The sequence below is a fragment of the Lysinibacillus sp. NPDC093712 genome, from assembly GCF_050280025.1.
GTDB lineage: Bacteria > Bacillota > Bacilli > Bacillales_A > Planococcaceae > Lysinibacillus.
Genome location: NZ_JBNNUU010000002.1, coordinates 897,918 through 921,733 on the forward strand (window position 1 = coordinate 897,918; position 23,816 = coordinate 921,733).

Annotated in this window: 21 protein-coding genes; 3 read left to right on the forward strand and 18 right to left on the reverse strand. The window is 37.8% G+C overall.

What is annotated here, in order from left to right:
• Positions 1-338 precede the first annotated feature (338 nt).
• The 8 genes from ACQKNX_RS11985 to citZ all read right to left on the reverse strand — a co-directional run bounded on the left by ACQKNX_RS11985 (position 339) and on the right by citZ (position 8,182).
• Positions 339-1,052: an LrgB family protein gene (locus ACQKNX_RS11985; protein WP_427429058.1), complete on the reverse strand. Its 714-nt coding sequence runs from the start codon at positions 1,050-1,052 to the stop codon at positions 339-341.
• A complete protein-coding gene (locus ACQKNX_RS11990) occupies positions 1,049-1,414 on the reverse strand; it encodes a CidA/LrgA family holin-like protein (protein ID WP_401020680.1) in 366 nt (121 codons plus the stop codon). The genes ACQKNX_RS11985 and ACQKNX_RS11990 overlap by 4 nt, the downstream gene beginning before the upstream one ends.
• 243 nt (positions 1,415-1,657) lie before the next feature.
• Positions 1,658-3,211 (reverse strand): two-component system histidine kinase PnpS, encoded by a 1,554-nt coding sequence (gene pnpS / locus ACQKNX_RS11995; RefSeq protein ID WP_427429059.1) that lies wholly within the window; start codon positions 3,209-3,211, stop codon positions 1,658-1,660.
• Positions 3,208-3,924 (reverse strand): response regulator transcription factor, encoded by a 717-nt coding sequence (locus ACQKNX_RS12000; protein WP_427429060.1) that lies wholly within the window; start codon positions 3,922-3,924, stop codon positions 3,208-3,210. Before ACQKNX_RS12000 ends, pnpS begins: the two co-directional genes overlap by 4 nt.
• A 55-nt stretch (positions 3,925-3,979) precedes the next feature.
• Complete coding sequence (locus ACQKNX_RS12005) at positions 3,980-4,420, reverse strand: MaoC/PaaZ C-terminal domain-containing protein (protein ID WP_427429061.1); 441 nt, start codon at positions 4,418-4,420, stop codon at positions 3,980-3,982.
• A gap of 192 nt (positions 4,421-4,612) precedes the next feature.
• Positions 4,613-5,551: a malate dehydrogenase gene (gene mdh / locus ACQKNX_RS12010; protein WP_401020684.1), complete on the reverse strand. Its 939-nt coding sequence runs from the start codon at positions 5,549-5,551 to the stop codon at positions 4,613-4,615.
• Positions 5,552-5,723: 172 nt separating this feature from the next.
• A complete protein-coding gene (gene icd, locus ACQKNX_RS12015) occupies positions 5,724-6,986 on the reverse strand; it encodes an NADP-dependent isocitrate dehydrogenase (RefSeq protein ID WP_427429062.1) in 1,263 nt (420 codons plus the stop codon).
• A gap of 80 nt (positions 6,987-7,066) precedes the next feature.
• A complete protein-coding gene (gene citZ, locus ACQKNX_RS12020; RefSeq protein WP_427429063.1) occupies positions 7,067-8,182 on the reverse strand; it encodes a citrate synthase in 1,116 nt (371 codons plus the stop codon).
• Between the two features lie 251 nt (positions 8,183-8,433).
• On the opposite strand from citZ, the gene ACQKNX_RS12025 reads away from it, so the two are divergent.
• Positions 8,434-9,399, forward strand: coding sequence for an AI-2E family transporter (locus ACQKNX_RS12025; RefSeq protein ID WP_427429064.1), 966 nt, complete (start codon positions 8,434-8,436; stop codon positions 9,397-9,399).
• Here the strand turns inward: ACQKNX_RS12025 and ACQKNX_RS12030 are convergent.
• The 8 genes from ACQKNX_RS12030 to ACQKNX_RS12065 all read right to left on the reverse strand — a co-directional run bounded on the left by ACQKNX_RS12030 (position 9,383) and on the right by ACQKNX_RS12065 (position 19,557).
• The gene (locus ACQKNX_RS12030; protein WP_172772408.1) at positions 9,383-9,772 is read right to left on the reverse strand and encodes an FxsA family protein; all 390 of its coding nucleotides are present in this window, start codon (positions 9,770-9,772) and stop codon (positions 9,383-9,385) included. The two genes, ACQKNX_RS12025 and ACQKNX_RS12030, sit on opposite strands and share 17 nt — an antisense overlap.
• A gap of 156 nt (positions 9,773-9,928) precedes the next feature.
• Positions 9,929-11,689, reverse strand: a complete 1,761-nt coding sequence (gene pyk, locus ACQKNX_RS12035) for a pyruvate kinase (protein WP_427429065.1) — start codon at positions 11,687-11,689, stop codon at positions 9,929-9,931.
• A 27-nt stretch (positions 11,690-11,716) separates the two neighbouring features.
• Complete coding sequence (pfkA, locus tag ACQKNX_RS12040) at positions 11,717-12,676, reverse strand: 6-phosphofructokinase (RefSeq protein ID WP_340823072.1); 960 nt, start codon at positions 12,674-12,676, stop codon at positions 11,717-11,719.
• Between the two features lie 228 nt (positions 12,677-12,904).
• Positions 12,905-13,861, reverse strand: coding sequence for an acetyl-CoA carboxylase carboxyltransferase subunit alpha (locus ACQKNX_RS12045; protein ID WP_427429066.1), 957 nt, complete (start codon positions 13,859-13,861; stop codon positions 12,905-12,907).
• A complete protein-coding gene (gene accD, locus ACQKNX_RS12050; protein WP_427429067.1) occupies positions 13,854-14,711 on the reverse strand; it encodes an acetyl-CoA carboxylase, carboxyltransferase subunit beta in 858 nt (285 codons plus the stop codon). Before accD ends, ACQKNX_RS12045 begins: the two co-directional genes overlap by 8 nt.
• 21 nt (positions 14,712-14,732) lie before the next feature.
• Positions 14,733-15,374: a FadR/GntR family transcriptional regulator gene (locus ACQKNX_RS12055; protein ID WP_401020693.1), complete on the reverse strand. Its 642-nt coding sequence runs from the start codon at positions 15,372-15,374 to the stop codon at positions 14,733-14,735.
• 132 nt (positions 15,375-15,506) lie between these two features.
• The gene (gene dnaE, locus ACQKNX_RS12060) at positions 15,507-18,590 is read right to left on the reverse strand and encodes a DNA polymerase III subunit alpha (RefSeq protein ID WP_427429068.1); all 3,084 of its coding nucleotides are present in this window, start codon (positions 18,588-18,590) and stop codon (positions 15,507-15,509) included.
• A gap of 22 nt (positions 18,591-18,612) precedes the next feature.
• Positions 18,613-19,557 (reverse strand): DHH family phosphoesterase, encoded by a 945-nt coding sequence (locus tag ACQKNX_RS12065; RefSeq protein WP_427429069.1) that lies wholly within the window; start codon positions 19,555-19,557, stop codon positions 18,613-18,615.
• Positions 19,558-19,647: 90 nt separating this feature from the next.
• On the opposite strand from ACQKNX_RS12065, the gene ACQKNX_RS12070 reads away from it, so the two are divergent.
• The gene (locus ACQKNX_RS12070) at positions 19,648-19,953 is read left to right on the forward strand and encodes a YtpI family protein (protein ID WP_340823063.1); all 306 of its coding nucleotides are present in this window, start codon (positions 19,648-19,650) and stop codon (positions 19,951-19,953) included.
• Positions 19,954-20,041: 88 nt separating this feature from the next.
• Here the strand turns inward: ACQKNX_RS12070 and ACQKNX_RS12075 are convergent, their stop codons facing one another.
• On the reverse strand, positions 20,042-21,349 hold the full coding sequence (locus ACQKNX_RS12075) for a DRTGG domain-containing protein (protein ID WP_340823061.1): 1,308 nt from the start codon (positions 21,347-21,349) through the stop codon (positions 20,042-20,044).
• 152 nt (positions 21,350-21,501) lie between these two features.
• Positions 21,502-22,185, reverse strand: coding sequence for a metal-dependent hydrolase (locus ACQKNX_RS12080; protein ID WP_401009048.1), 684 nt, complete (start codon positions 22,183-22,185; stop codon positions 21,502-21,504).
• A gap of 284 nt (positions 22,186-22,469) precedes the next feature.
• On the opposite strand from ACQKNX_RS12080, the gene ACQKNX_RS12085 reads away from it, so the two are divergent.
• The gene (locus tag ACQKNX_RS12085; protein WP_427429194.1) at positions 22,470-23,558 is read left to right on the forward strand and encodes a M24 family metallopeptidase; all 1,089 of its coding nucleotides are present in this window, start codon (positions 22,470-22,472) and stop codon (positions 23,556-23,558) included.
• Positions 23,559-23,816: the final 258 nt, after the last annotated feature.

Sequence of the window (23,816 nt, forward strand, 5' to 3'; positions counted from 1 at the left end):
TACTATTGTATACGGTATAGCTTTTAAAAAGATTCGAAATTTCATAAAGTAAACATAGAAGATAGTCAAACTTAAAAAATCCTGGGTTTGAATACTGTAGTTGTTTTCCGTTGCGTTCGGCACCTAGCAAAAAGATGGCTACTAAATCGTAAAAACCCACTTCGCTCCGCTGGCACGATGTAAGCCACAACCGTCGCTGTTGTGTCGCCTGTTGTATCTTACAATACGTGCGTTCCCGCAGGAGTCTACGTGGATTTTTACTTAGTTAACTCGACTAGCAGTGCCGTGGGAATTTTCAGAATTGTGTGTGTGCCTGGCACAAAAAAATCCTGTCACCATTAAGGTAACAGGATATTCATAACTAGATGCTCTAATACTGGGAAAAATGTTGTTGATAAAACAATACTTATTAGGGCGGCTACAATCATCGCTAAACTAGCAAAGGTACCTTCTAGTTCTCCTAATTCAAATGCTTTTGATGTACCAGTGCCGTGAGCACCCATCCCAAGCATTAAGCCTCTTGCAGATGGCTTTTGGAAACGACATATTCGAATAACGATTGGTGCAATCAAACTACCTAATATACCAGTTGTCATAACAAAAACAGCTGTAAGAGTAGGTGACCCTCCTATCATATTAGAAATATCCATCGCAATAGGAGTAGTGACCGAACGTGGCACTAAGCTATGAACAAGTTCATCATTTAGTCCAACAACGCGTGCAATGATAAATGAAGAAGCAATTGCAACAGCCGACCCGACAGCAATGCTAAAAATAATTTCAAAAGCATGTTTTTTTAATAGATTAAAATTTTTATAAATCGGTACAGCGAATGCAACCGTTGCAGGCCCTAATAAATTGGACAAAATATTTGCCCCTGCATTATATGACGCATAAGATGTACCGGTTAATAGTAACAATACAATAATAATTAATGGGCTAATCAATATCGGAGTAAGCCATTCTTTAGGAAACTTTTGATAGAATGCTTTGCAAGCATAAAAAATAGCAATGGTTCCTAGTAAACTGATGACAGCAATAACTATACTCATACAGCGTCACCCTTCTTTCTTTCTAACCATTGTGCAGTAAAACCCGTCACTAACATCACGACGAATGCACTTACTACAATAACAACTACAACTTTCATACCTTGTATACCGATTAGTGCATCATAATCAATGACGCCTATCGCTGAAGGAATGAAAAACAATAACAATTCACTAAGTAATAATCCTGCGCCTAACTCGATCCATTCTAGTTTAATAAGATGAAACTGTAATAGTAAAAATAATAAAACGAGCCCAATTATACTACCTGGAATCGGCAAGTGAAGTAAACGCGCAATGCTATTTCCTATAAATAACACTATATAAAGATAGCCAATTTGCACGAAACTTTTGACGATTTTCATGGTCAACCTTCTCTCAATTTTTTATGCTACTATACTTTACACCTAAATCACTGATGTGTAAAACAGAAAAGAATCCATTTCCCCAAAATAGGAAATAGATTCTTTCTGTGGTGAAGCTAAAGTAGTAACCATAAAAATCTTCATACAAGCATAGTTAGATTTCAAAATTATTTTCATTTTATCATACAAAATAGGGGGTTTCTATAAAATAGTATAGCCCTCTATTTTGAATCTTATATATTATTATTGTAAAGAATTTGTTAATTTTTTTGGAATCATTACAATCATCTTTGTGCCAACGCCCACTTTACTTTCTACCTGAATCCGTCCATGATGTGCCTCCACTAGATGCTTCACAATGGCTAGCCCCAAACCAGTTCCACCAGAATTTCTGCTACGTGCACGATCGACACGATAAAAACGTTCAAAGACGCGTGCAATTTCATTCTTTTCTATGCCGATACCTTCATCTTCAATTTCAATAATTCCATATGTGTCATTTTCCTTCAAGCGAATCGTTACTGTTGTATTTTCAGGTGAATACGTAATCGCGTTTGTAATTAGATTCGTGACAATTTGAATAACCCGATTGGCATCCCCCATTACTTCTACATCACGGGCAATATCCACTTGAAAGCTCATATTTTTTTCATCGAGCCGCGGCCCTGTTAATTCTGCTCCACGTATAAGTACATCCTGCAAGCCCATTGGCATAATATTTACAGTGAAACCATGTTGTTCAATTTTAGACAGCTCTAATAAATCTTGGATGAGCATTTGTAGCCGATTGCTCTCCTTATGCATAATTTCTAAAAAAGATAGCAGCATCTTTTCATCTTTATAGGCACCATCCAGTAGTGTTTCAGAAAAGCCTTTAATCGATGTAATCGGTGTACGTAGTTCATGCGATACATTGGCTACAAAATCTTTACGAATTTGCTCTAGTCGAACAAGCTCCGTAATATCGTGCATGACAATGACAACGCCTAGCCATCGTCCGTGATCACCAATTACTGGTGCACCATATACTTCTTTATTGTATAGCTCTTGTTGTACTTCCATCTTTATTTGTTGTCGATAGGGCATTTCCGTTAAAAACACGTGGTCAATAAATTGCTCAAGCGTTTTCGGTAAACCAATCGTGCGGAAGACTTTTCCTTGCACATTCTCAAGTTGCATGCCAAAACGTTCTAAAAATACTCGATTGACGATTGAAATGTTGCCTTCACGACCAATCATCATAAGTGAGCTACCCATGTTTTCAATTAACGTTTTTAGCCTTTCTTCCTCTACCTCTCTTATCGTCGTAATATCCTGTAAATTACGCGCTAAAATATTGATAGAGTGACTCAGTGGCATCATGCGCTCATGCTCATTTTCGTGTGCACGGGCACGATAATTTCCTTTTGCCAATTCAAGTGCCGTTTCGGTCACATTATCAATTGGTGCGGTGAAATTTCGAATCATATAGCGGCTTACAACAGCAATTAATATAAGCGTAATTGTAAATAAAATCGCTAACACACCATAAAGCCGGGCACGTACATATGACAGCAGTGAGTCCTTCATTTCGATTGTTTGAGCTGCAAATAAAGCTTTCTTATCTTTCTCAGATAAGGAAATTTGCCGTTCATCAAGTACTTTTTCCATTGCTTCTTGACTATATGAACTCGATCGATCATTGTATTGTTCTACATAAACAGGAAAAAGCTGACCTATAACAATCATTAGGACAGCAAGAATTGTTCCGAGCGAGAGCATGAATGTCAAGAATAAGCGGTTGCTCATTGATTTCATGAAGTTTTTGGCTCCTCAAATTTATAGCCAAGACCACGAATTGTTTTGATAAACATAGGTTTACGACTATTTTCTTCAATTTTATCGCGGAGGTGACTAATATGCACATCCACAATACGAGTATCGCCTGCAAAATCATATTTCCAAACAGCACTCAATAACTGATCACGAGTTAATACACGGTTTTTATTTTCTAGTAAATAAATGAGTAGCTCAAATTCCTTTGGTGTAAATTCAAGTGCTTCTTCTTGTAAAAATACTTCAAAACGCTCAGGATATACGCGTAGTTGACCAAACTCATACATTTTTTCTTGAGGCTCATCCTTATCCTCTATTACAACATTTTGTGTAAATCTTCTTAAGACTGCTTTGACACGAGCTAAAACTTCCCGTGGACTAAAGGGTTTTGTCATATAATCATCTGCCCCTAGCTCCAAACCAAGCACCTTATCGAACTCATCATCTTTTGCTGTTAGCATAATGATTGGTGTATTCATACGTTGTTGACGAATTTGTTTACAAACTTCCATGCCATCCAGCTTAGGAAGCATCAAGTCTAAAAGGATTAAGTCAGGCTGTATTTCCATTGCTTTATTTAACCCTTCTAAACCGTCTGCTGCTGTTTCAACTAAATAGCCAGCCTGTTCTAAATTATATTTTAATAAGGTCGCAATAGAAAATTCATCTTCTACAACTAAAATGGTTTTTGTCATGTATATTGCCTCCGTTAGTGATTTGAAACCCCCATTTCAAATCTCAAGACGCTCGCTATAATGCCAGTGGTGGTGTCACCAGCAATGTACCTTCAATTACAAGCTGCTTTTGTTCATTATAGGAGAGCACAGATACGGTAATGGTATTCTGTACTTTATTTACTGCTGTTACCTCTAAAAGCGTATCGAATAATTCATAATGATAGAGTGGCCCTAAATAGCTTAAATGTTGTTCTATAATACGCGCACCAGGTCCTGGAATATACTTCGACACAGCTGACGTAATAATACCATTTAACATAATAGTTGGTACAATCGGCTTTTTAAAAGGCGTCATCGCTGCATAATCATGTTGAATATAAAGCGGATTATTATCATTTGTAAGTCCTAAATAAAGCAATAAATCCTTATCTTCTATTTTTTCAGTAATATGAATCTTCTCGCCAACTGTAATTTCATCAATAGTGAGACCTAGCTTACTGTTCTTTTGAAGCAAAGATACGCCAACCCCTTTTCTATCATACTACCTTCATAGTATCAATTTTATTCTAAAAGTACAATGAAAAGCAGAATAACCATTTTATGTGTATGCATATTATGAAGAACAATAGAGGCTGTTTTTACAGTTTCTTTATGTATAAAAAAAAATCGAGTAAGAATGATTCCTACTCGATTTCATAAGCTTTTATTAAGCTAAAACTTTCATAACTGCTTTTACGGCTTCAGCAGAGTTATCCAATGCTGCCTTTTCTTTGTCAGTTAATTCAAGCTCAAAGATTTTTTCGATACCATTTGCACCTAGTAATGTTGGTACTCCTAAATAAATATCGTTGTACCCATATTCGCCTTCTAAGTATGCGATTGATGGTAGGATACGCTTTTGATCTTTAATAATTGCTTCAGCCATTTCAATAAGTGCTGCTGCTGGAGCATAGTAGGCAGAACCATTTCCAAGTAAGTTCACGATTTCTGCACCACCATTGCGCGTCCGGTCAACGATTGCTTCTAAACGCTCTGGGGCGATTAAAGTTTCTAAAGGAATACCGCCAGCAAATGAATAACGAGTAAGTGGCACCATTGTGTCACCATGGCCACCTAATACAAAACCAGTGATGTCTTTTACAGAGATGTTTAGCTCTTCCGCAACAAAAGCGCAGAAACGAGCAGTATCAAGTACACCAGATTGACCGATTACTCGATTTTTAGGAAAACCCGTTTCTTTGAATACTGTGTAAGTCATTGCATCAACAGGGTTTGTTAATACGATAATGGTTGCATTTGGCGAATGAGCGGCGATTTCCTTTGAAACAGTCTTCATAACACCTTGGTTAATTTGAACTAAGTCGTCACGGCTCATGCCAGGTTTACGGGCAATACCCGCAGTAATAATTACTACATCAGAATCTGCAGTGTCTGCATAGTTAGAAGTACCTTTAACAAAAGAATCAAAACCTTGTATTGGAGCAGCTTCCCACATGTCTAAAGCTTTACCTTTTGTTGGGTTTTCAGCTTGTGGAATATCTACTAATACAACATCGCCAAGTTCCTTTTGTGCTGCTAAAAATGCTGCAGTAGCGCCGGTGAATCCGCCACCGATTACTGAGATTTTTTTACGTTTCAAAGTCATTTGAATACGCTCCTTTTTTAGGTTGTATGCTAAAAAAGGGAGGAGAATAAATTCTCTCTCCCTCCATTAAACCAGGTACTAATATTACTGTAGCAAACCAATTTTACATTAAACAAATATCTGTTAACCACGCTAGTTTGTTACAGTGATAATTTTTACAGCTTCGTAAAAATTATAGGTTTTTAATTAGTTCGTTAGCGAATTCTGAACATTTCACTTCTTTAGCGCCGTCCATTAAACGAGCAAAGTCATAAGTTACAACTTTTGAAGAGATTGTATTCTCAACAGATTTAGTGATCATGTCAGCTGCTTCTTGCCATCCTAAGTGTTCAAGCATTAATACACCTGAAAGTAATACTGAAGATGGGTTTACTTTATCTTGACCAGCATATTTTGGAGCTGTACCGTGAGTAGCTTCGAAGATTGCGTGACCTGTTACGTAGTTAATGTTCGCACCTGGAGCAATACCGATACCACCAACTTGTGCAGCTAATGCATCAGAAATATAGTCACCATTTAAGTTCATTGTAGCTACTACATCGAACTCAGTTGGACGAGTTAAGATTTGTTGTAAGAAGATATCAGCGATAGAATCTTTTACTAAGATTTTACCAGATGCTAAAGCTTCAGCTTGTGCTTTGTTTGCTGCTTCTTCACCTTGGTCAGCTTTGATTGCATCATATTGGTTCCAAGTGAATGTTTGATCAGCAAATTCAGTTTCAGCTAATTCATAACCCCATTTTTTGAATCCACCTTCAGTGAATTTCATGATGTTTCCTTTGTGAACTAGTGTCACAGATGGACGGTTATGTTTAATTGCATATTCGATAGCAGAACGAACTAAACGCTCAGTACCTTCTTTAGATACTGGTTTTACACCGATACCTGAAGTTTCTGGGAAACGGATTTGATTTACGCCAAATTCTGATTGTAAGAAGTTGATGATTTTTTTAGCTTGTTCAGAGCCAGATTCGAATTCGATACCAGCATAGATGTCTTCTGTGTTTTCGCGGAAGATAACCATATCAACGTCTTCTGGGCGTTTAACTGGAGAAGGTACTCCATCAAAGTGACGAACTGGACGTAGGCAAACATATAAATCAAGTTGTTGACGTAATGCTACGTTTAGAGAGCGGATACCACCACCGATTGGAGTAGTAAGAGGGCCTTTAATTGCAATTAGGTATTCGTTAATTTTATCTAAAGTTTCTTGTGGTAACCATTCACCAGTTTGGTTGAATGCTTTTTCACCAGCTAGAACTTCTAACCATTCGATTTTCTTTTCACCGTTGTAAGCTTTTTCTACAGCTGCGTCAATTACGCGAGATGCTGCTGCCCAAATATCTGGACCGATTCCATCACCTTCGATGAATGGGATTACTGGATTGTTTGGTACATTAAGTACGCCGTTTTCAACTACAATTTTGTTTGACATTGTTGTTGCCTCCTAAATTCATAATCATAGGACTGTGTTATAGGTAACACAGTCCCAAATATTCTAGCATATTTTCCAAATTAGCGCTCGCTGATTGGAACATATTTTTGCATACCTGGTCCAACATACTCAGCACGTGGACGGATCAGGCGGTTGTTAGCATATTGCTCAAGAATATGTGCTACCCAACCAGAAGTACGTGAAACTGCAAAGATTGGTGTGAATAAGTCATGATCGATGCCTAAAGAATCGTACACTGATGCAGAGAAGAAGTCTACGTTTGCAGGTAATTTCTTTTGTTCAACAATCATGTCATGGATTTTAACTGACATTTCATAAAGCTCTGGTTTACCAGTTAGTTCAGTTAATTTTTGTGACATTACACGTAAGTGTGGTGCACGTGGGTCGCCTTTGCGGTATACGCGGTGACCGAAGCCCATGATTTTTTCTTTGTTATCTAATTTATTTTGAATGTAAGATTCAACGTTTTCAAGAGAACCAATTTCAGTTAACATCTTCATAACTTGCTCATTTGCACCGCCGTGAAGTGGTCCTTTTAATGCGCCGATAGCTGCAGTTACACCAGAATAAACATCTGATAATGTAGCTACACATACACGTGCAGTAAATGTTGATGCATTTAATTCATGGTCAGCATGTAATACTAACGCTTTATCGAATGCTTCTATTTCGATTGGTGCTGGCTCTTCACCTTTTAACATATATAGGAAGTTTGCTGCATAGCTAAGTTCTGCTTTAGGTTGAATTGGCTCTAAACCTTTACGTACACGCGCAAATGCAGTAACAACAGTTGCAATTTTAGCTTGTAGACGAATTGCTTTACGGTAGTTAGCTTCTGGATCCATAACATCCGCTTCTTCATCGAATACACCAAGTAAAGATACTGCCGTACGAAGTGCAGCCATTGGATGTACAGTTGAAAGTGGGTACGTTTTGAATTGGTCTACAATTGCTTGTGGAATAGCCATGTTGTCTGCCAATTGTTGTTTTAATTCAGCAAGCTCGTCCGCTTTAGGTAAACGAGTATGCCAAAGTAGGTAAATTACCTCTTCAAATGATGCGTTATCTGCTAAATCATCAATGTTGTAACCAACATATGTAAGTGTGTCATCGATAATTGAACTGATTTTAGATTCCGCTGCTACGATACCTTCTAATCCTTTTGTTGCTGACATAAATTATCGCTCCCTCATACTAATAATTTTTGTTGTAAACGCTTTTTCAACCTTAGCATTTACGTTTTTGCTCACATGAACCATTAAGTAAATCGCTTACATTGTTATTATAATCATTTTTGACAGCTTTGTGAATGAAAAACCTTCAAATTAAGAAAAAGTCGGACGAGCGACTATATAAGCGTACTAAAGAGGGTATTTTGTATATTTTGACAATGTATTTTCATTTGAATTGGGGTGAATTTGTTAAAATGAGGAATATTAAATATTTTTCATACGAAAGAACTATTAATGTTTTATTATTTGTTTTTTATTTAGTGATTCTTTGGTTCGTTTTACCTGTATCACTTGCTATATTTTTATCATTTACAACCTATCCTATAATGAATTTCCTTCATAAGTACATTAAAATCAATTACTGGATTGCCGCTATTATCGTAGAAATATTGATACTTTCTTGTATAGTTCTCCTCATAGTCATCTCAATAAACAGTATTATACTCATTTTTCCTGAAATACGTGACACACTTCAAAACTTTCCATTGTTCACTGAGTATGAATCAATATTTATACAGTTTTTGCAAGAAAAATCAATGTCTATTTTCGATTCTATCGTCGTTTATACAGCAAATTTATTTCAAATATTTATGAAGCATGTCATTGAAGTTTTTATATTCCTTGTAGCATATTATTTTGCATTAATCGAAACAAGAAAATCTCGTTACTGGTTCTTTCAATATGTCCCCAAAAAATATAGAAATCAATGGCAATCTCATTTTTCGAAAGTCATGCAACTTTTCCATTACTTTGTATTCGTAGAATTTCAATTATTTACGATAACATTACTTATACTTTGCGCGGGCTTTATGATATTTCAATTTGAACAAGCCATTATTAAAGCATTCATTGTAGCATTTGCAGATGTACTGCCCTTCTTTGGTATCGGCGTCTTTCTTGTACCAATGAGCATTTACTTCTATTTCAATGGCAATACCTTTTTATGTGGTGCAATTTTACTTTTGTATTTGTTTGTTCAATTAACAAGGCAGCTGGCTGAATCAATGCTTTGGTCAAATACGTTGCAATTACGAACGTTTCATACGTTTTTCATCAGCGCTGCCTCCATCTTATTATTTGGTTTTTATGGTATTTTACTCAGCCCAATTTTTTTATTTTTAGCTGTTAAGCTGAAAGAAAAGTCTATTTTTGAACGATAATAAATTGACCTTTTTTCATTTTTTTACGCATCCAATAAAATACAAGTGGTTGGAACAATTTACGTGTCACTGGTAGTAGCATTAATAAACCAATTATATCTGTTATAAAACCTGGCAATGCCAAAAGCACACCGCCACTAAAATTCAACATTGCATCCACTAGTGCTGGTCCAGGGGCTTCTCCTCGCGCTACCATATGTTTTACGTTTTTCACTGAATTGATACCTTTATTTTTCGCTATATAAATGCCAATGATAGTCGTTGCGACAACAAGCAATAATGTATTGAAAACACCAATATTTTGACCAATAACTATTAATAACGCCAGTTCGGCTAATGCATATACAACAAAACTAAGAAAAAATTTTTTCATATTTTTCTCCTTTCTATTGAAAAAGCTATACCTTCTATACGTTATTATAGCCCAATAAGTTTCAACTAAAAAATAAACAGGCGTAAATACTAAATTTCATTGTTATTTAAAAGGCTCTAGTACGGTTACCCCATACTAGAGCCTTTTTATTATCTATTAAAGTACGCTGGCATGTCCCTTATAAATAACACCTGTTTCAGCATCCATTGTTATTTCTTGACCGTGGCGAATTAATGTTGTTGCTTCTTTTACACCTACGATTACAGGAATACCAAGACTTAACCCTACTACAGCGGCATGACTTGTCAGTCCGCCTTCCTCTGTAATTAGCCCGATACACTTTTCAATAGCTGGCATCATATCACGATCTGAACCGACTGTTACTAAAATACATCCTTCTGTATCATAAGCCAATGCCTCAGCTGCATTTTTTGCTACTACTGTATTACCAATTACTGACGCTTTGCCAATTCCTTGACCACGCGCAAGTAAATCGCCAATAATGTGTACTTTCATTAAGTTTGTAGTACCAGCTTCCCCTACAGGAACACCTGCTGTAATAACAACTGCATCACCATGATTTACAAAACCATGCTTCAAGCTTTCGTCAACTGCTAGTTCTAAAATTTCGTCTGTCGTTGTAACACGTTGACAAACTACAGGATAAACACCCCAAACAAGTGTTAGTGTATTTGCAGTGTTTTCAGAGCCAGTAACAGCGACAATCGGCACACCAGGACGATATTTTGCAATCATTCTAGCCGTGTTTCCACTTTCTGTTGGCGCTAGTACAGCTTTTACGCCTAAGTTTATTGAAGTATATGCTACCGCCTGAGAAATAGCCTCTGTCATATTCGCTTCTTTTTCACGACTACGTGTAGAAACGATTGCTTTATAATCTAATGAATCTTCTGTACGTTGTGCAATTTTGTTCATTGTTTGTACGGATTCAACTGGGTATGTCCCTGCTGCTGTTTCACCAGATAGCATAATCGCATCTGTTCCATCAAAAATGGCGTTCGCAACGTCACTTGCTTCAGCTCGTGTTGGACGAGGATTACGTTGCATGGAGTCTAACATTTGAGTTGCCGTAATAACTGGTTTACCAACTTGGTTACATTTTAAGATTAATTTCTTTTGAACTAATGGTACCTCTTCAGCTGGAATTTCTACGCCTAAGTCACCACGTGCAACCATTAATCCGTCAGAGACTAAAATGATTTCGTCGATATTATCGACACCTTCTTGGTTCTCGATTTTCGGGATAATTTGAATATGACTACCGCCATTTTGCTCAAGTAATTCGCGAATTTCTAAAACATCCTTAGCTCGTCGAACGAATGAAGCTGCAATGAAATCCACACCTTGTTTAATACCAAATAGAATATCCTGTGCATCTTTTTCAGTAATTCCAGGTAGTTGAACTGAAACCCCAGGGACGTTAACACCCTTTTTATTTTTTAAGACACCTGCATTTTCTACTATTGTGTGAATAAGCCCTTTTTCCTTATCTGTTGCTAACACACGTAATTGAATTAAGCCATCATCTAATAAAATAATTGAGTTTTGTTGTACGTCTTCGATCAGTCGTTCATACGTAATAGAAAAACTTGCCTCTGTTCCTTCTACTTCCGTCATCGAAATGTCGATTACCTGACCTGCTTTTAAATGTAGTTCCCCATTTTGCATGTTATGCGTACGAATTTCAGGTCCTTTTGTGTCGAGCAAAATACCTACTGGTTTCCCTAATTTGTTTGCAACTTCACGAATTAAATTAATACGCACTTCATGTTCTTCATGTGAACCATGTGAAAAATTCAAGCGAGCTACATTCATACCTGCTTCAATTAGTTTTTCTAAAATTTCTGGTGACTCACTTGCCGGACCAATTGTACATACGATTTTTGTTTTTCTCATTCTCTGCCCACTCCGTTTTACGCAAAATTATATTGATAGTTCTTTCATTAAAGTATATAAACTTACATCAGACTCATGATTCTTTTCAAAAGCCTCTGGCATATCGTAGTCAATGACTGTATGGTTGCGTATTCCTACAGCTCGACCAGATTTACCTTCCATTAATAATTCTACCGCATGTGCACCAAATTGACTTGCGAGGACACGATCACGTGCCGTTGGAGAACCACCGCGTTGAATATGACCAAGAACCGAAACTCGCGTCTCTTTTCCCGTCTTTTCTTTCAGTAATTTTGCCAACTCGCCACCTGACATTACACCCTCTGCCACAATAATGATACTATGCTTTTTCCCTCGTGCTTCACCACGCTCTAAGCGTGATACGATGTCGTCTAAATCATATTCTTCTTCAGGAATTAAGACCGTTTCAGCACCTGCTGCAAGCCCTGCCCATAATGCGATATCACCTGCATCTCGCCCCATTACTTCAACAATAAAAGAATTTTCATGGGAAGTCGCTGTATCACGAATTTTATCGATTGATTCTACGACTGTATTGAGCGCGGTGTCAAAGCCAATTGTGTATTCTGTTCCAGGAACATCATTATCAATTGTGCCAGGCACTCCAACAGCTGGAAAACCTTTTTTTACAAGATCCATTGCACCTCGGTAAGAACCATCACCCCCGATAACAACTAACCCTTCGATACCTGCTTCACGCATATTAGCAATTGCTTGCTGTTGAACAGCATCTTCCTTAAATTCAGGGCACCGTGCTGAAAATAAATTGGTACCTCCTCTTTGAATGATGCCACCTACAGAACCTAAATCGAGCGGCTCAAAAGATCCTTTTATTAAACCTTCATAACCATGCTTAATTCCTACAACATCCATTCCGTGATAAGCTGCCTTACGAACGACTGCTCGAATGGCTGCGTTCATGCCAGGGGCATCTCCACCACTTGTTAATACGGCAATTTTTTTCATTGTCGAACAACCTCCTGCAGTGTTATCTAATATTATTCACATTAACACGAAAAAACAAACTATGTAAGGGTTCTGAAGCTAGAAAAACATAACTTTTACATAAAAAATGAAAAGAATGCGCTTTCACACACTCTTTCCATCACAAAGCATCTAAAATTTAACATTTTATAAAAATATTTCGCTTTAATTTAACGGATTAGACCTTTAGAGCATCGCCATGTGATTTGTCTATTCTTCTATATATTGTCCGATTTTTTTAAATTTATCATATCGATCTTCAATTAATTGCTCACCATTTAAAGAATTTAATGCTTTTAGTGTGTCGCTAATACATTCTTTTATATAGATTGCCTGCTTCGCCACATTGCGATGTGCTCCGCCAGTTATCTCAGGAATAATACCATCAATCACACCAAGCTCTTTTAAATCAGGGGCAGTAATTCGCATTGCTTCAGCTGCTTGCTTAGCAAGGCTACCATCACGCCATAATATTGAAGCAGCACCTTCTGGAGATATAACAGAATAAGTAGAGTTCTCTAACATGTAAACGCGATTTGCTACACCTAAAGCTAGGGCACCACCACTACCGCCTTCTCCAATAACGATGCTAATGACTGGTACTGATAATCCCGCCATTTCTACTAAATTACGAGCTATCGCCTCACTCTGACCACGCTCTTCTGCTGCTTTACCAGGGTAGGCACCTTTTGTATCAATGAAACAAATGATTGGGCGATTAAATTTCTCTGCTTGTTTCATTAAGCGTAACGCTTTACGATAACCTTCTGGATGGGGCATACCAAAATTACGACGAATATTTTCTTTCGTTGATTTACCACGTTGGTGTCCAATAACAGTGACAGGTTGTCCTTCAAAAATGGCAATACCGCCTAGAATCGCTGCATCATCTCCAAACGTACGATCTCCGTGTAATTCAATAAAGTTCTCACATATAGCTTCAATATACTGTAGAGTTGTCGGACGTTCAGGATGTCTTGCTACTTGCACGCGATCCCACGGCTTCATATTGGCATAGATTGATTGCTCGAGTTGCGTTAAACGCGTTTCTAGTTTTTCAATCTCCCCTGTCATATCTACGTCCGCTTCAGCAGCAATTGTTTTTAATTCATCAATTTTTTCGCGCAGTTGAACTACTGGCTCTTCAAAAGCTAAATTTTTAGACATGTTGCACGCCACCTTTCGTATGCATTTTTACAAGCACAGATACTTGTTTCCGTAAATCTTTACGATGGAAAATGGCATCCAGTTGACCATGCTCTAATAAAAATTCTGCTGTTTGGAAATCACTCGGTAGTTTTTCTCTTACCGTTTCTTCGATTACACGTCTTCCTGCAAAGCCGATTAGTGCCTGAGGTTCTGCAATATTGATATCCCCCACAGAGGCAAAGCTTGCAGAAACACCACCAGTAGTTGGGTGCGTTAAGATTGAAATAAATAATAAGCCTTGATTGCTATGACGTTTTAAAGCAACACTTGTTTTCGCCATTTGCATTAAAGAAAGAACACCTTCTTGCATACGAGCTCCACCACTTGCAGTGAAAATAATAAACGGCACACCTAATTCGGTTGCTTTTTCAACAGCACGTGTTATTTTTTCTCCAACAACAGAGCCCATTGATCCCATACGGAAATGGGAATCCATTATCGCTACTACAACCTCTTCTCCATCAAGCGTACCTAAACCTGTCAATACAGCCTCATTTAGACCTGTTTTTTGTTGATCTGCATTAATTTTCTCAACATAGGCAGGGAAATTAAGTGGATTACTTGTTTGTAAATGGTCGTCCATAGAAACAAATGATCCTTCATCTAAGAAATAGTCAACACGCTCTTGTGCAGTCATTTTAAAATGATGGCCACACTTCGTGCATACTTTATGATGCTTTTCTAATTCTTTTGTTAACTGAATATGACGGCATTCTGGACATTTTGTCATGAGTCCTTCTGGAAATGCCTTTTCCTGACCATCCTGTTTCTTTTTTCGATTTGCGTTAAATATGTCGCGTATTGCCATGTTTGACTCCCCCTTTATTGTCTAAAAAGTTTGACCAGTACCCATCCACTGCTCGTAAGCTAGTAATGCTTCTTTTTCATAGCCAAGTTGCATCGATTTCAACATCGTTTGAAGGATTAGTTTTTCATCTTCCGTTGAGTTTCGATTTAAACGGTCACCGTCATATGCTGCAAGTTGAAACCAGATTTTCAGCGAAAGCCGATTGCCTGACGTAACTAATATTTCTCTCAATACGTCACGACAATTTACTGTTCCTTCAATTTCCAGCTTCACAAAAAAACTATCCCACACAGGTAGTGTACGAAGAATCTCTGTACAACTTATTACGCGAATTGCTTCCTTTTCATGAATTTGTCGCGTTAATTCGACATCTTTTTTTGATTTTTCATCTTCTAATATAAACATCGACAGTACTTCTACAAGCTGATGCTTATGTGTTGAGGCAAGAAATGTACCTCCACCGTGTCGCGTTTCAATGAGTCCAAGTAACTCTAAACTGCGCAGTGCCTCCCTTACAGAGGATCGCCCAACACCTAACCTTTCTGATAAAACACGTTCAGAAGGAAGCTTCTCTCCAGCTTGAATTTTTTCCATTCGAATAAGTTGACGCAATTGCTGAACGATTTCTAAAAACACTTTTTTTTGTTCGGTTTGTTTATCCATATGATTAACTCCCGTTATCAAAAAGTGGTCTGACCACTTTTTTAGCATTGACTACATCTTACAAAATAACTGTTTAAAAGTAAAGAAAAAACTGCATAAAATTCTATGCAGTTTCTAAAATCTTGTTTAATTTCATATCTTTTTAGTCGATTGTGCATGTTTTACTTTCACTTGCGATTTCCCAAAACGTTTTTCAAGTGTACCTTCAATATAAAGCAATTCATCTTCTATCAAAATTTCCTGTACTAGTTGAAATACTTGTGGAAATAAGGTTACTGATACGATTCCAAATTCATCTTGAAGTTGGACAAAGGCCATTTGCTCTCCTTTTTTTGTCCTTATTTTTTTCACTTCTTCAATTAAACCAATCATTTTTACATACGTTCCTTCACGTGCATACTTCAGTTCAGCACATGTTACAGTAACTTCTCCCCAGTAACTTCTTTCTTCAGTAACTGGATGAGCAGATATATAAAAACCTAAACATTCTTTCTCATGCTGGAGCTTTTCCTTCTGAGACATCGCTTCAGCTTGCATATATTTCGGTTTCCCAAAATTAAAGGCAGTTGCTGTTTCTATATCTACATCCTCTGTTGGGCGCACGAGCTCTGCCTGTTTTAATGCTGCCTCTAAGGTAGCCACAAGTACAGCACGGTCCTTCCCTAAATAATCGAGCACACCTGCATAAACGAGAGACTCCATTACATTCGGTTTAAAATGCTGCGCACTTAAAGCTACAGCCAAATCAAATAAATTATGAAAGGCATCTGGATTTGTTTTACGTAACGTCACTACTTTCTCTAAAAAGGTGTGCGGTACACCTTTAACGCCAGATAAACTATAGCGAATGCCATCCTTTTCTACTAAAAAGAATTTAGTACTTTGCAATAATGATGGCGGATAAAACGGAATGCCTTTTTCTTTCGCTTCCGAAACAAGCTGTTGAATTTTTTCTACATTTCCTGTTGCATTTGTTAATAATGCTGCATAAAAGCTTTGTGGGTAATGAGCCTTTAAATACGCCATATGATACGAGATGACACTATAGGCAACCGCATGACTTTTTGCAAAGCCGTAGTCCGCAAAGCGTACAATTAGCTCGTAGACATCCTCTGCATCTCTCCTAACAAAACCTTGTCTCAATGCTCCATCTACAAAGGCAGTGCGTTGCTCCTCTAATATATCGCGATTTTTCTTACTAACCGCACGGCGTAATAAATCCGCCTGCCCCATCGTAAAACCGGCCATAGTCGCAGCAATTTGCATAATTTGCTCCTGATAGACAATTACACCAAATGTTTCACGTAAAATTGGCTCTAGCAACGGATGGGGCATCGTTACATGTTCTTTGCCTGCCTTTCTTCTTGCATAGACAGGAATAAAATCCATCGGTCCTGGCCGATAAAGTGCATTAACAGCAACAATATCTGAAAATTGCGTTGGATGAATATCACGTAATGCTTGTTTCATGCCATCTGACTCTAATTGGAAAATACCTACTGTATCTCCTTTTTGAAGTAACTGAAAGGTGCGCTCATCATGCATAGGGATAAGATCAAACTCTATCCACGGTCCCCCTGCTTTGTAAATAGACCAACGTACTTGCTCTAAAATTGTTAGATTGCGCAACCCTAAAAAGTCCATTTTTACAAGCCCACGTTCTTCCACGTCCCCCATAGGCCATTGGGTACAATAAATCCCTTCATGTCCTTCCTCAATTGGGACCGTATCAACTAATGGTGTCGGTGCTAAGACAATGCCGGCAGCATGGGTAGAAGAATTTCTTGGTAAGCCTTCTAATTTTAAAGCTACATCAAGCCAACGTCGATGGTATTCATCTTCTGCTAACCAACTTTGAAAGTTTTGTGACTCCGCTACAGCTCTTTGCAAAGTCATACCAGGTTTGTTCGGAATCATTTTCGATATTTTTTCCATCACTTCAGCATCAAATCCAAAAACACGCGCAACATCTCTCGCCACTGCTTTCGCAGATAAAGTACCAAAAGTAATAATTTGTGCAACATTAGCCTTGCCATATTTTTGTGCGACGTATTGGATTACTTGTTGTCGTTTACTGTCAACAAAGTCAATATCAATATCCGGCAATGTTACACGTTCAGGATTTAAAAATCGTTCAAACAATAATCCATAGGCAAGTGGATCTACCTGTGTAATGGAGAGACTAAATGCAACAAGCGAACTTGCCGAAGAGCCACGTCCTGGTCCAGTTAATATACGATTTTCTTTGGCAAAGCGCATAAAATCTGCAACGATTAAAAAGTAATCAGCATAGCCCATCGAACATATAATTTCTAGTTCATATTGCAGTCTATCTCGATAAATTGCTGGTACCTCAGACAGCTTTAGGCGCTCAGCTAAACCAGAAAACGTTTCTTTTACAAGCAAACTTTCGGCTGTTTCACCCTCTTGTATCGGAAATTTTGGCATTTGAACATGCATTTCAGGAATTTTTGCTATACAGCTAGCAAGCATGCCTGCACTTGCCTCAATCCATTCAGGACGGTCTAAATACCATTCCTTCCACTGTTCCTCAGTTGGTGCAAAATAGTTTTCTAAATGAGCTGTTAGCATTGTGTCTTGAAGTTTTTCCCCTGTATCAATTGCTCTAGCAACCTCATAAGCAAAATGATCTTCAGGTTGTAAAAAATAACAACGCTGAGTTGCTACGATTGGAATTTCTTTTGTCTCGCACCAATGTGAAATCATAGCTTCATTGTCTGCTATTATTCCTCCTGGTCTTGCAATCCCTACATATAAACGTTTTCCAAATACTTGTTGTAAAGCACTTGTCATATCTGTCCATTCTGCTATTTCCGCTATATCCATTGCCGAAAGTAATGCTATACAACCCGCTGCATAACCTTCAAGCCATCTCCAAGGCAATACCTCATCTTCTCGAATAGAAACAGCACTACTAATCTTTAAAAGATGCTGGTAACCTTCCTGTGTTTGTGCATACAGCACGAGCGGTATTATTTTATTATCCCATTGCACCTTCACCGAAAGCCCTATTACAGCATGAATATTTGCCTGCTGCATTGCTTTACAAAAAGGCAAAAGCCCGTACAACTTCGAATTGACGATTGCACAGGCCTGCGTATTTTGTTCTTGTAAAAAAGGGATCAATTGTTCAAGCCGAATCGTGCTTTTTAATAAATCCGCGCTCGTATGCATTTGTGTATATACATGTGTCAAAAGAATCCCTGCCTTTCAAAAATTATTGATATGTCTTACAAATGTCTTTTAAACGTGTAGTGACGCGATCCGCTTCTTGCCATGAATAGGCAGTTGCACCAGAAGCAAGTGGATGCCCACCACCATTAAATTCCTTCGCTAATGTATTAATAATCGGACCTTTAGAACGCAGACGGACACGAATTTGGTCTTCCTCTTCTATGAAAATTACCCATGCACAAATTCCCTTTACACTACCTAGGCAGCCCACTAAAAGCGAGGCTTCAGATGGAACAACTTTGAATTCGGCAAGCAATTCTTTTGTCAGCTTTACATACGCTGCGCCATTTTCATCCATAATGAAATTTTGGTAAATATATCCTTGTAAAGTTAGCAGCTTTTGCTCCATTTCATACATCCCATCGAAAATTTGATTTCGATCAAAGTTATATGTAATTAGTTCCGCTGCAACTTTAAATGTTTTTACAGTTGTGCTTGGGAATTGGAAACGGCCTGTATCTCCTACAATTCCAGCGAATAATAATCGTGCGGATGCATCTGAAAGTTTCCAATCAGCGATTTCCTTTCCTTCTTCAAAAAGCTCATAAATCATCTCACTGCATGAACTAGCAGTTGTTTCCACCCACAATAAGTCTCCGTATTGATCGTCATTTGGATGGTGATCTATTTTTACGACCATTTTTCCTTTTGTATAACGCTGATCGTCAATACGCTCAGTATTCGCCGTGTCTGTAACAATAACCAATGCATTTTCATATACATCATCCGCTATTTGATCAGGTTCAGCTAAAAACGACAAGGATGTATCATGTTCACCAACAGCGTAAACTTTCTTTTCTGGATAATTTGCTAAAATCAATTCTTTTAACCCTAATTGTGACCCATACGCATCAGGATCTGGACGTACATGTCGATGAATAACGATTGTCTCATATGAAGCAATTGTGTCGATGATTTGTCTTTTCAAAATGGTTTCCCCCAAAATGATAGTAATAACCGTTAGCATTTTTCCTCAATTATCGTTACAATAATGTCTAGTTATGCTAGGAGGTTTACTATGTTCAATTTAATTTTTGTGTTTGCAATAATTATATCATTTGTCTTTTATTTTTATTTTAAAACAAAACAGTTCCGTTCTCCATTACCAATTGCTAAAAATTGGTATAAAAGTAAGTCGAATATAGGTTTAGGTTCTTTCATTCTTGCATTTGCATTGAACCAAGCATACTTATTCCCTGGAACGTTTACATTTATCATTGTAGCAATTCTTGTCGTATTAGGCATCTTTGTTGTTGTTGAAAATATTAAAAAGGCACGTCACTATGGACAATTTGTTGATGAAGAGTTTCGTATTAATCGATAACTATTACACTGCTTTGCACATATAATTGAAAAAAACTGTTAAAGGGATGACCTAGTATTTGCCCTAGGCCATCCCTTTTTTTGTTTGCTTAACGCTCTAATAGTTGGAACATCATCATTGCCTTACCGACAAGCATTTGCTGATTAAATACTTCAAAGTCCATTTTTACGAACTTACGACTCATATCTAATATGCGAGGTTTGACAGTAAGCGTGCTCTCCATTTGAACAGGCTTGATGAAATAAATTGTCATGTTTTCTGCAACTGCATCGCCACGCTTACGACGCTTTAATGCAAATGATCCAACTTCGGCTAGTAAAGTTGTAAATGCTCCATAAGAAATAGCCCCATATTGGTTTGTCATTTGCGGTGTCACTTTAAACTCCACGATTAAATCTTCATCGCCAAGCACTTTCATTTCATTTTTCACTAAATCATCAATGGTCTCACCGTGTTGAGGCTGTCTTTGCGCAAGCTGCAACGCCTTTAACACATCTTGTCGACTAATGACCCCTTGTAAAACATTATCGTCATTTACAATTGGCAGTAAATCGATCCCTTCCCAAATCATGCGATGCCCTGCTGAAGCGACGCTCATTTTCATTGATCCAGCAATTGGATTTTTCGTCATCACTTTCTCTATAAGCTCGTCCTCTTCCCTACCGATTACGTCTTTAACCGTAATCATTCCAACTAGCTTATTCATAGCAGTTACTACCGGAAAGGCACCATGAGTTGTACGCTCATTTAACTTATGGAAGTGATGAATCGTTTCATCATTATGGAGCACAGATGTCTCGGTCATTGGCACGAAAATATCCTCAATAAATAAAATATCTTTTTTGATTAACTGGTCATAAATCGCACGGTTAATCATCGTTGCCACAGTAAAAGTATCGTAACTAGTAGAAATAATCGGTAAATCTAATGAATCGGCAAGCTGTTTGTTGTCATCCGTTGTATCAAATCCACCTGTAATTAATACAGCTGCACCTGCTCGGAGCGCATTTTCATGAGCTTTAAAACGGTTTCCGACGATTAATAAGCTACCTGCATCTGTATAACGCATCATATCTTCTAATTGCATCGCACCAATTACAAATTTTGTTAATGTTTTATGTAGACCGGTTTTGCCACCTAGCACTTGGCCATCTACAATATTAACAATTTCTGCAAATGTTAATCGTTCGATATTTTCTTTCTTTTTCTTCTCAATACGAATTGTTCCTACGCGCTCAATAGAACTTACAAGGCGGCGATTTTCCGCTTCTTTAATGGCACGGTAAGCCGTTCCCTCACTCACTTGCATTTCCTTTGCAATTTGTCGTACTGAAATTTTATCGCCCACGGGTAGTGATTCGATGTATTGTAAAATCTTCTCATGTTTTGTTGACAAAATATCACCTATTTCTCAAGCAATTAATTCTGTTATTAGTGTACCATATTTTTTGCGAAAATATTGAGTATAAAGGTGTAAAATGTTTTACGTTTCCCATTATTTCAACTACGCACGTGGTGTCAATCTTTATAGTACAGCAACTTAAATGATTAGGAACAGTTTACTTTTTCACCCGCTTTTAAAATTTGAACTTCTGCATTTTGCACTAAATTAGCAAAAATTTGCGGATCCTGTTCGATTGGAGGGAATGTATTATAATGGATCGGTACTACGATTTTTGGCTTTAAAAATGATACTGCACATGCCGCATCTTCAGGACCCATCGTAAAATTATCGCCAATTGGTAAAAACGCAACATCAATTGGATGACGCTCTCCAATTAATTTCATATCACTAAATAGTGCTGTATCACCAGCATGGTAAATTGTTAATCCTTCGATAAACAATAAAACACCTGCAGGCATACCCATATAAATAATTTCATTGTTCTCTGTTACATAAGAAGAGCCATGGAATGCCTGTGTAAATTTGACCTTTCCAAAATCAAACTCTCTCGCTCCCCCAATATGCATTGGATGCGCTTTCACACCTTGCCATGAAATCCAGTTTGCTAACTCATTCGGTGCAATAACTAGAGCATCCTTTTTCTTTGCAAGCTCCACTGTATCGCCCACATGGTCATTATGCCCATGTGTAAGCAAAATAATATCTGGTGCTTCTTCAGCAACCTTTAAATCAGTTTGGCTATTTCCATTAATGAAAGGGTCAATTAAAATTGTTTTACCATTTGTTTGAATTTTAACAACAGAATGTCCATGATAACTAATTTGCATTAATTGTTCCTCCTGATATTGAGAATATTTGCTCCATCTTTTAATTCGCTATCCATGCGCTTTTTCCCTTTTTTTGATATGCTTAAACAGGACATGAAAAGTGTATAGTGCTCAGCTTTTCCCGACATGCAAATGCCGAGAAAAAGCCACGCCGTGTTTTATTTTTAAGTAGTGGGCACTAGTAAACTTTGCCTTGCTTTCACCTTAAATAATTGAAGCAACATGAAGGCATGCAGCTATAGGCTAACATCAGCAAACTAGTGCAATATGAGGAGGAATGGATGATGTCAAAAGTACAAGAAATCCAAAATTATTTACAAGAAAATCAAATTGATGCTGCTTTCGTTACGACTCCCGATAATGTTTTTTACGTATCTGGTTTCAAAAGTAATCCCCACGAACGATTACTAGGAGTGATGATTTTTAAAGAGGCAGAGCCTTTTTTAATTTGTCCACAAATGGAAATTCCAGATGCAAAAGCTGCAGGCTGGTCATATGAAGTCATCGGTCACCAAGATACAGACAATGCTATGGATATTCTTGCACAAGCAATTATTGCTCGTAATGTAAATCCATTAACGTTTGCAATTGAAAAAGCACAGCTTATTGTAGAGCGTTTAGAAGCTTTACAACAATCATTTCCGCAGGCAAATTTTGTACGTCTAGATGAAAAAATTAATGCAATGCGTGTTATTAAAGATGAAGATGAGTTGAACAAGCTTCGTAAAGCCGCACAGCTTGCAGATTACGCAATTGAAGTAGGCTGTAAAGAAATTGCTGAAGGTAAAACTGAAATGGAAATTTTAACAGCTATTGAAAGTGCTATTCAAGAAAAGGGCTGTAAGATGTCCTTTGAGACAATGGTGTTAAGTGGTCCTAAAACGGCTTCACCACATGGTAAACCAGGCTCTCGTAAAGTCGAAAAAGGCGATATGATTTTATTTGACTTAGGGGTAATTTACGATGGCTATTGCTCAGATATCACACGTACAGTTGCATTTGGAGAGCCTTCTGAGGCACAAAAGGCAATATACGATGCCGTATTAGCTGCGAATACAAATGCAATTGTGGCTGTAAAACCTGGAGTACGCGCAATGGATTTAGATAAAATTGCTCGCGATACGATTACTAATGCAGGCTATGGAGAATATTTCACACATCGACTAGGCCATGGGCTTGGTATTTCCGTACATGAATTCCCATCTGTTACAGGTGCGAACGACATGGTTATGGCAGAAGGTATGGTGTTCACAATCGAGCCAGGTATTTACAAATCAGATGTCACAGGTGTACGTATTGAAGATGATGTTGTAGTTACAAATGATGGTGTAGAAGTTTTAACAAAATTCCCTAAAGACTTAATTGTACTGTAATTAACAAAGTGTTTTACAGTTAGAAATACTATTCAGAGGATGGACCTATTACTTTGGTGTTTCCTTCAAAGTTATTAATACATTTCCACTTTGTAAAATGAATAAAATGTTAGCTATTCTTTCTTTTGCAATCACAAGAGAGCACTAGTTGATGGTAGCGGAGGCGGCGACTCCTGCGGGAACGCACGCATAGTAAGACGCAACATACCGCGCGTCAGCGAGGGTTGCGGCTTACAGTGTGCCCGCGGAAAGCGCCCG

Excerpts from the sequence above, each read along its gene's own strand:
- ACQKNX_RS11985 (WP_427429058.1), bottom strand. The coding sequence starts at position 1,052 with ATGAGTATAGTTATTGCTGTCATCAGTTTACTAGGAACCATTGCTATT.
- ACQKNX_RS11990 (WP_401020680.1), bottom strand. The coding sequence starts at position 1,414 with ATGAAAATCGTCAAAAGTTTCGTGCAAATTGGCTATCTTTATATAGTG.
- pnpS (WP_427429059.1), bottom strand. The coding sequence starts at position 3,211 with ATGAAATCAATGAGCAACCGCTTATTCTTGACATTCATGCTCTCGCTC.
- ACQKNX_RS12000 (WP_427429060.1), bottom strand. The coding sequence starts at position 3,924 with ATGACAAAAACCATTTTAGTTGTAGAAGATGAATTTTCTATTGCGACC.
- mdh (WP_401020684.1), bottom strand. The coding sequence starts at position 5,551 with ATGACTTTGAAACGTAAAAAAATCTCAGTAATCGGTGGCGGATTCACC.
- icd (WP_427429062.1), bottom strand. The coding sequence starts at position 6,986 with ATGTCAAACAAAATTGTAGTTGAAAACGGCGTACTTAATGTACCAAAC.
- citZ (WP_427429063.1), bottom strand. The coding sequence starts at position 8,182 with ATGTCAGCAACAAAAGGATTAGAAGGTATCGTAGCAGCGGAATCTAAA.
- ACQKNX_RS12025 (WP_427429064.1), top strand. The coding sequence starts at position 8,434 with ATGAGGAATATTAAATATTTTTCATACGAAAGAACTATTAATGTTTTA.
- ACQKNX_RS12030 (WP_172772408.1), bottom strand. The coding sequence starts at position 9,772 with ATGAAAAAATTTTTTCTTAGTTTTGTTGTATATGCATTAGCCGAACTG.
- pyk (WP_427429065.1), bottom strand. The coding sequence starts at position 11,689 with ATGAGAAAAACAAAAATCGTATGTACAATTGGTCCGGCAAGTGAGTCA.
- pfkA (WP_340823072.1), bottom strand. The coding sequence starts at position 12,676 with ATGAAAAAAATTGCCGTATTAACAAGTGGTGGAGATGCCCCTGGCATG.
- ACQKNX_RS12045 (WP_427429066.1), bottom strand. The coding sequence starts at position 13,861 with ATGTCTAAAAATTTAGCTTTTGAAGAGCCAGTAGTTCAACTGCGCGAA.
- accD (WP_427429067.1), bottom strand. The coding sequence starts at position 14,711 with ATGGCAATACGCGACATATTTAACGCAAATCGAAAAAAGAAACAGGAT.
- ACQKNX_RS12055 (WP_401020693.1), bottom strand. The coding sequence starts at position 15,374 with ATGGATAAACAAACCGAACAAAAAAAAGTGTTTTTAGAAATCGTTCAG.
- ACQKNX_RS12070 (WP_340823063.1), top strand. The coding sequence starts at position 19,648 with ATGTTCAATTTAATTTTTGTGTTTGCAATAATTATATCATTTGTCTTT.
- ACQKNX_RS12080 (WP_401009048.1), bottom strand. The coding sequence starts at position 22,185 with ATGCAAATTAGTTATCATGGACATTCTGTTGTTAAAATTCAAACAAAT.
- ACQKNX_RS12085 (WP_427429194.1), top strand. The coding sequence starts at position 22,470 with ATGTCAAAAGTACAAGAAATCCAAAATTATTTACAAGAAAATCAAATT.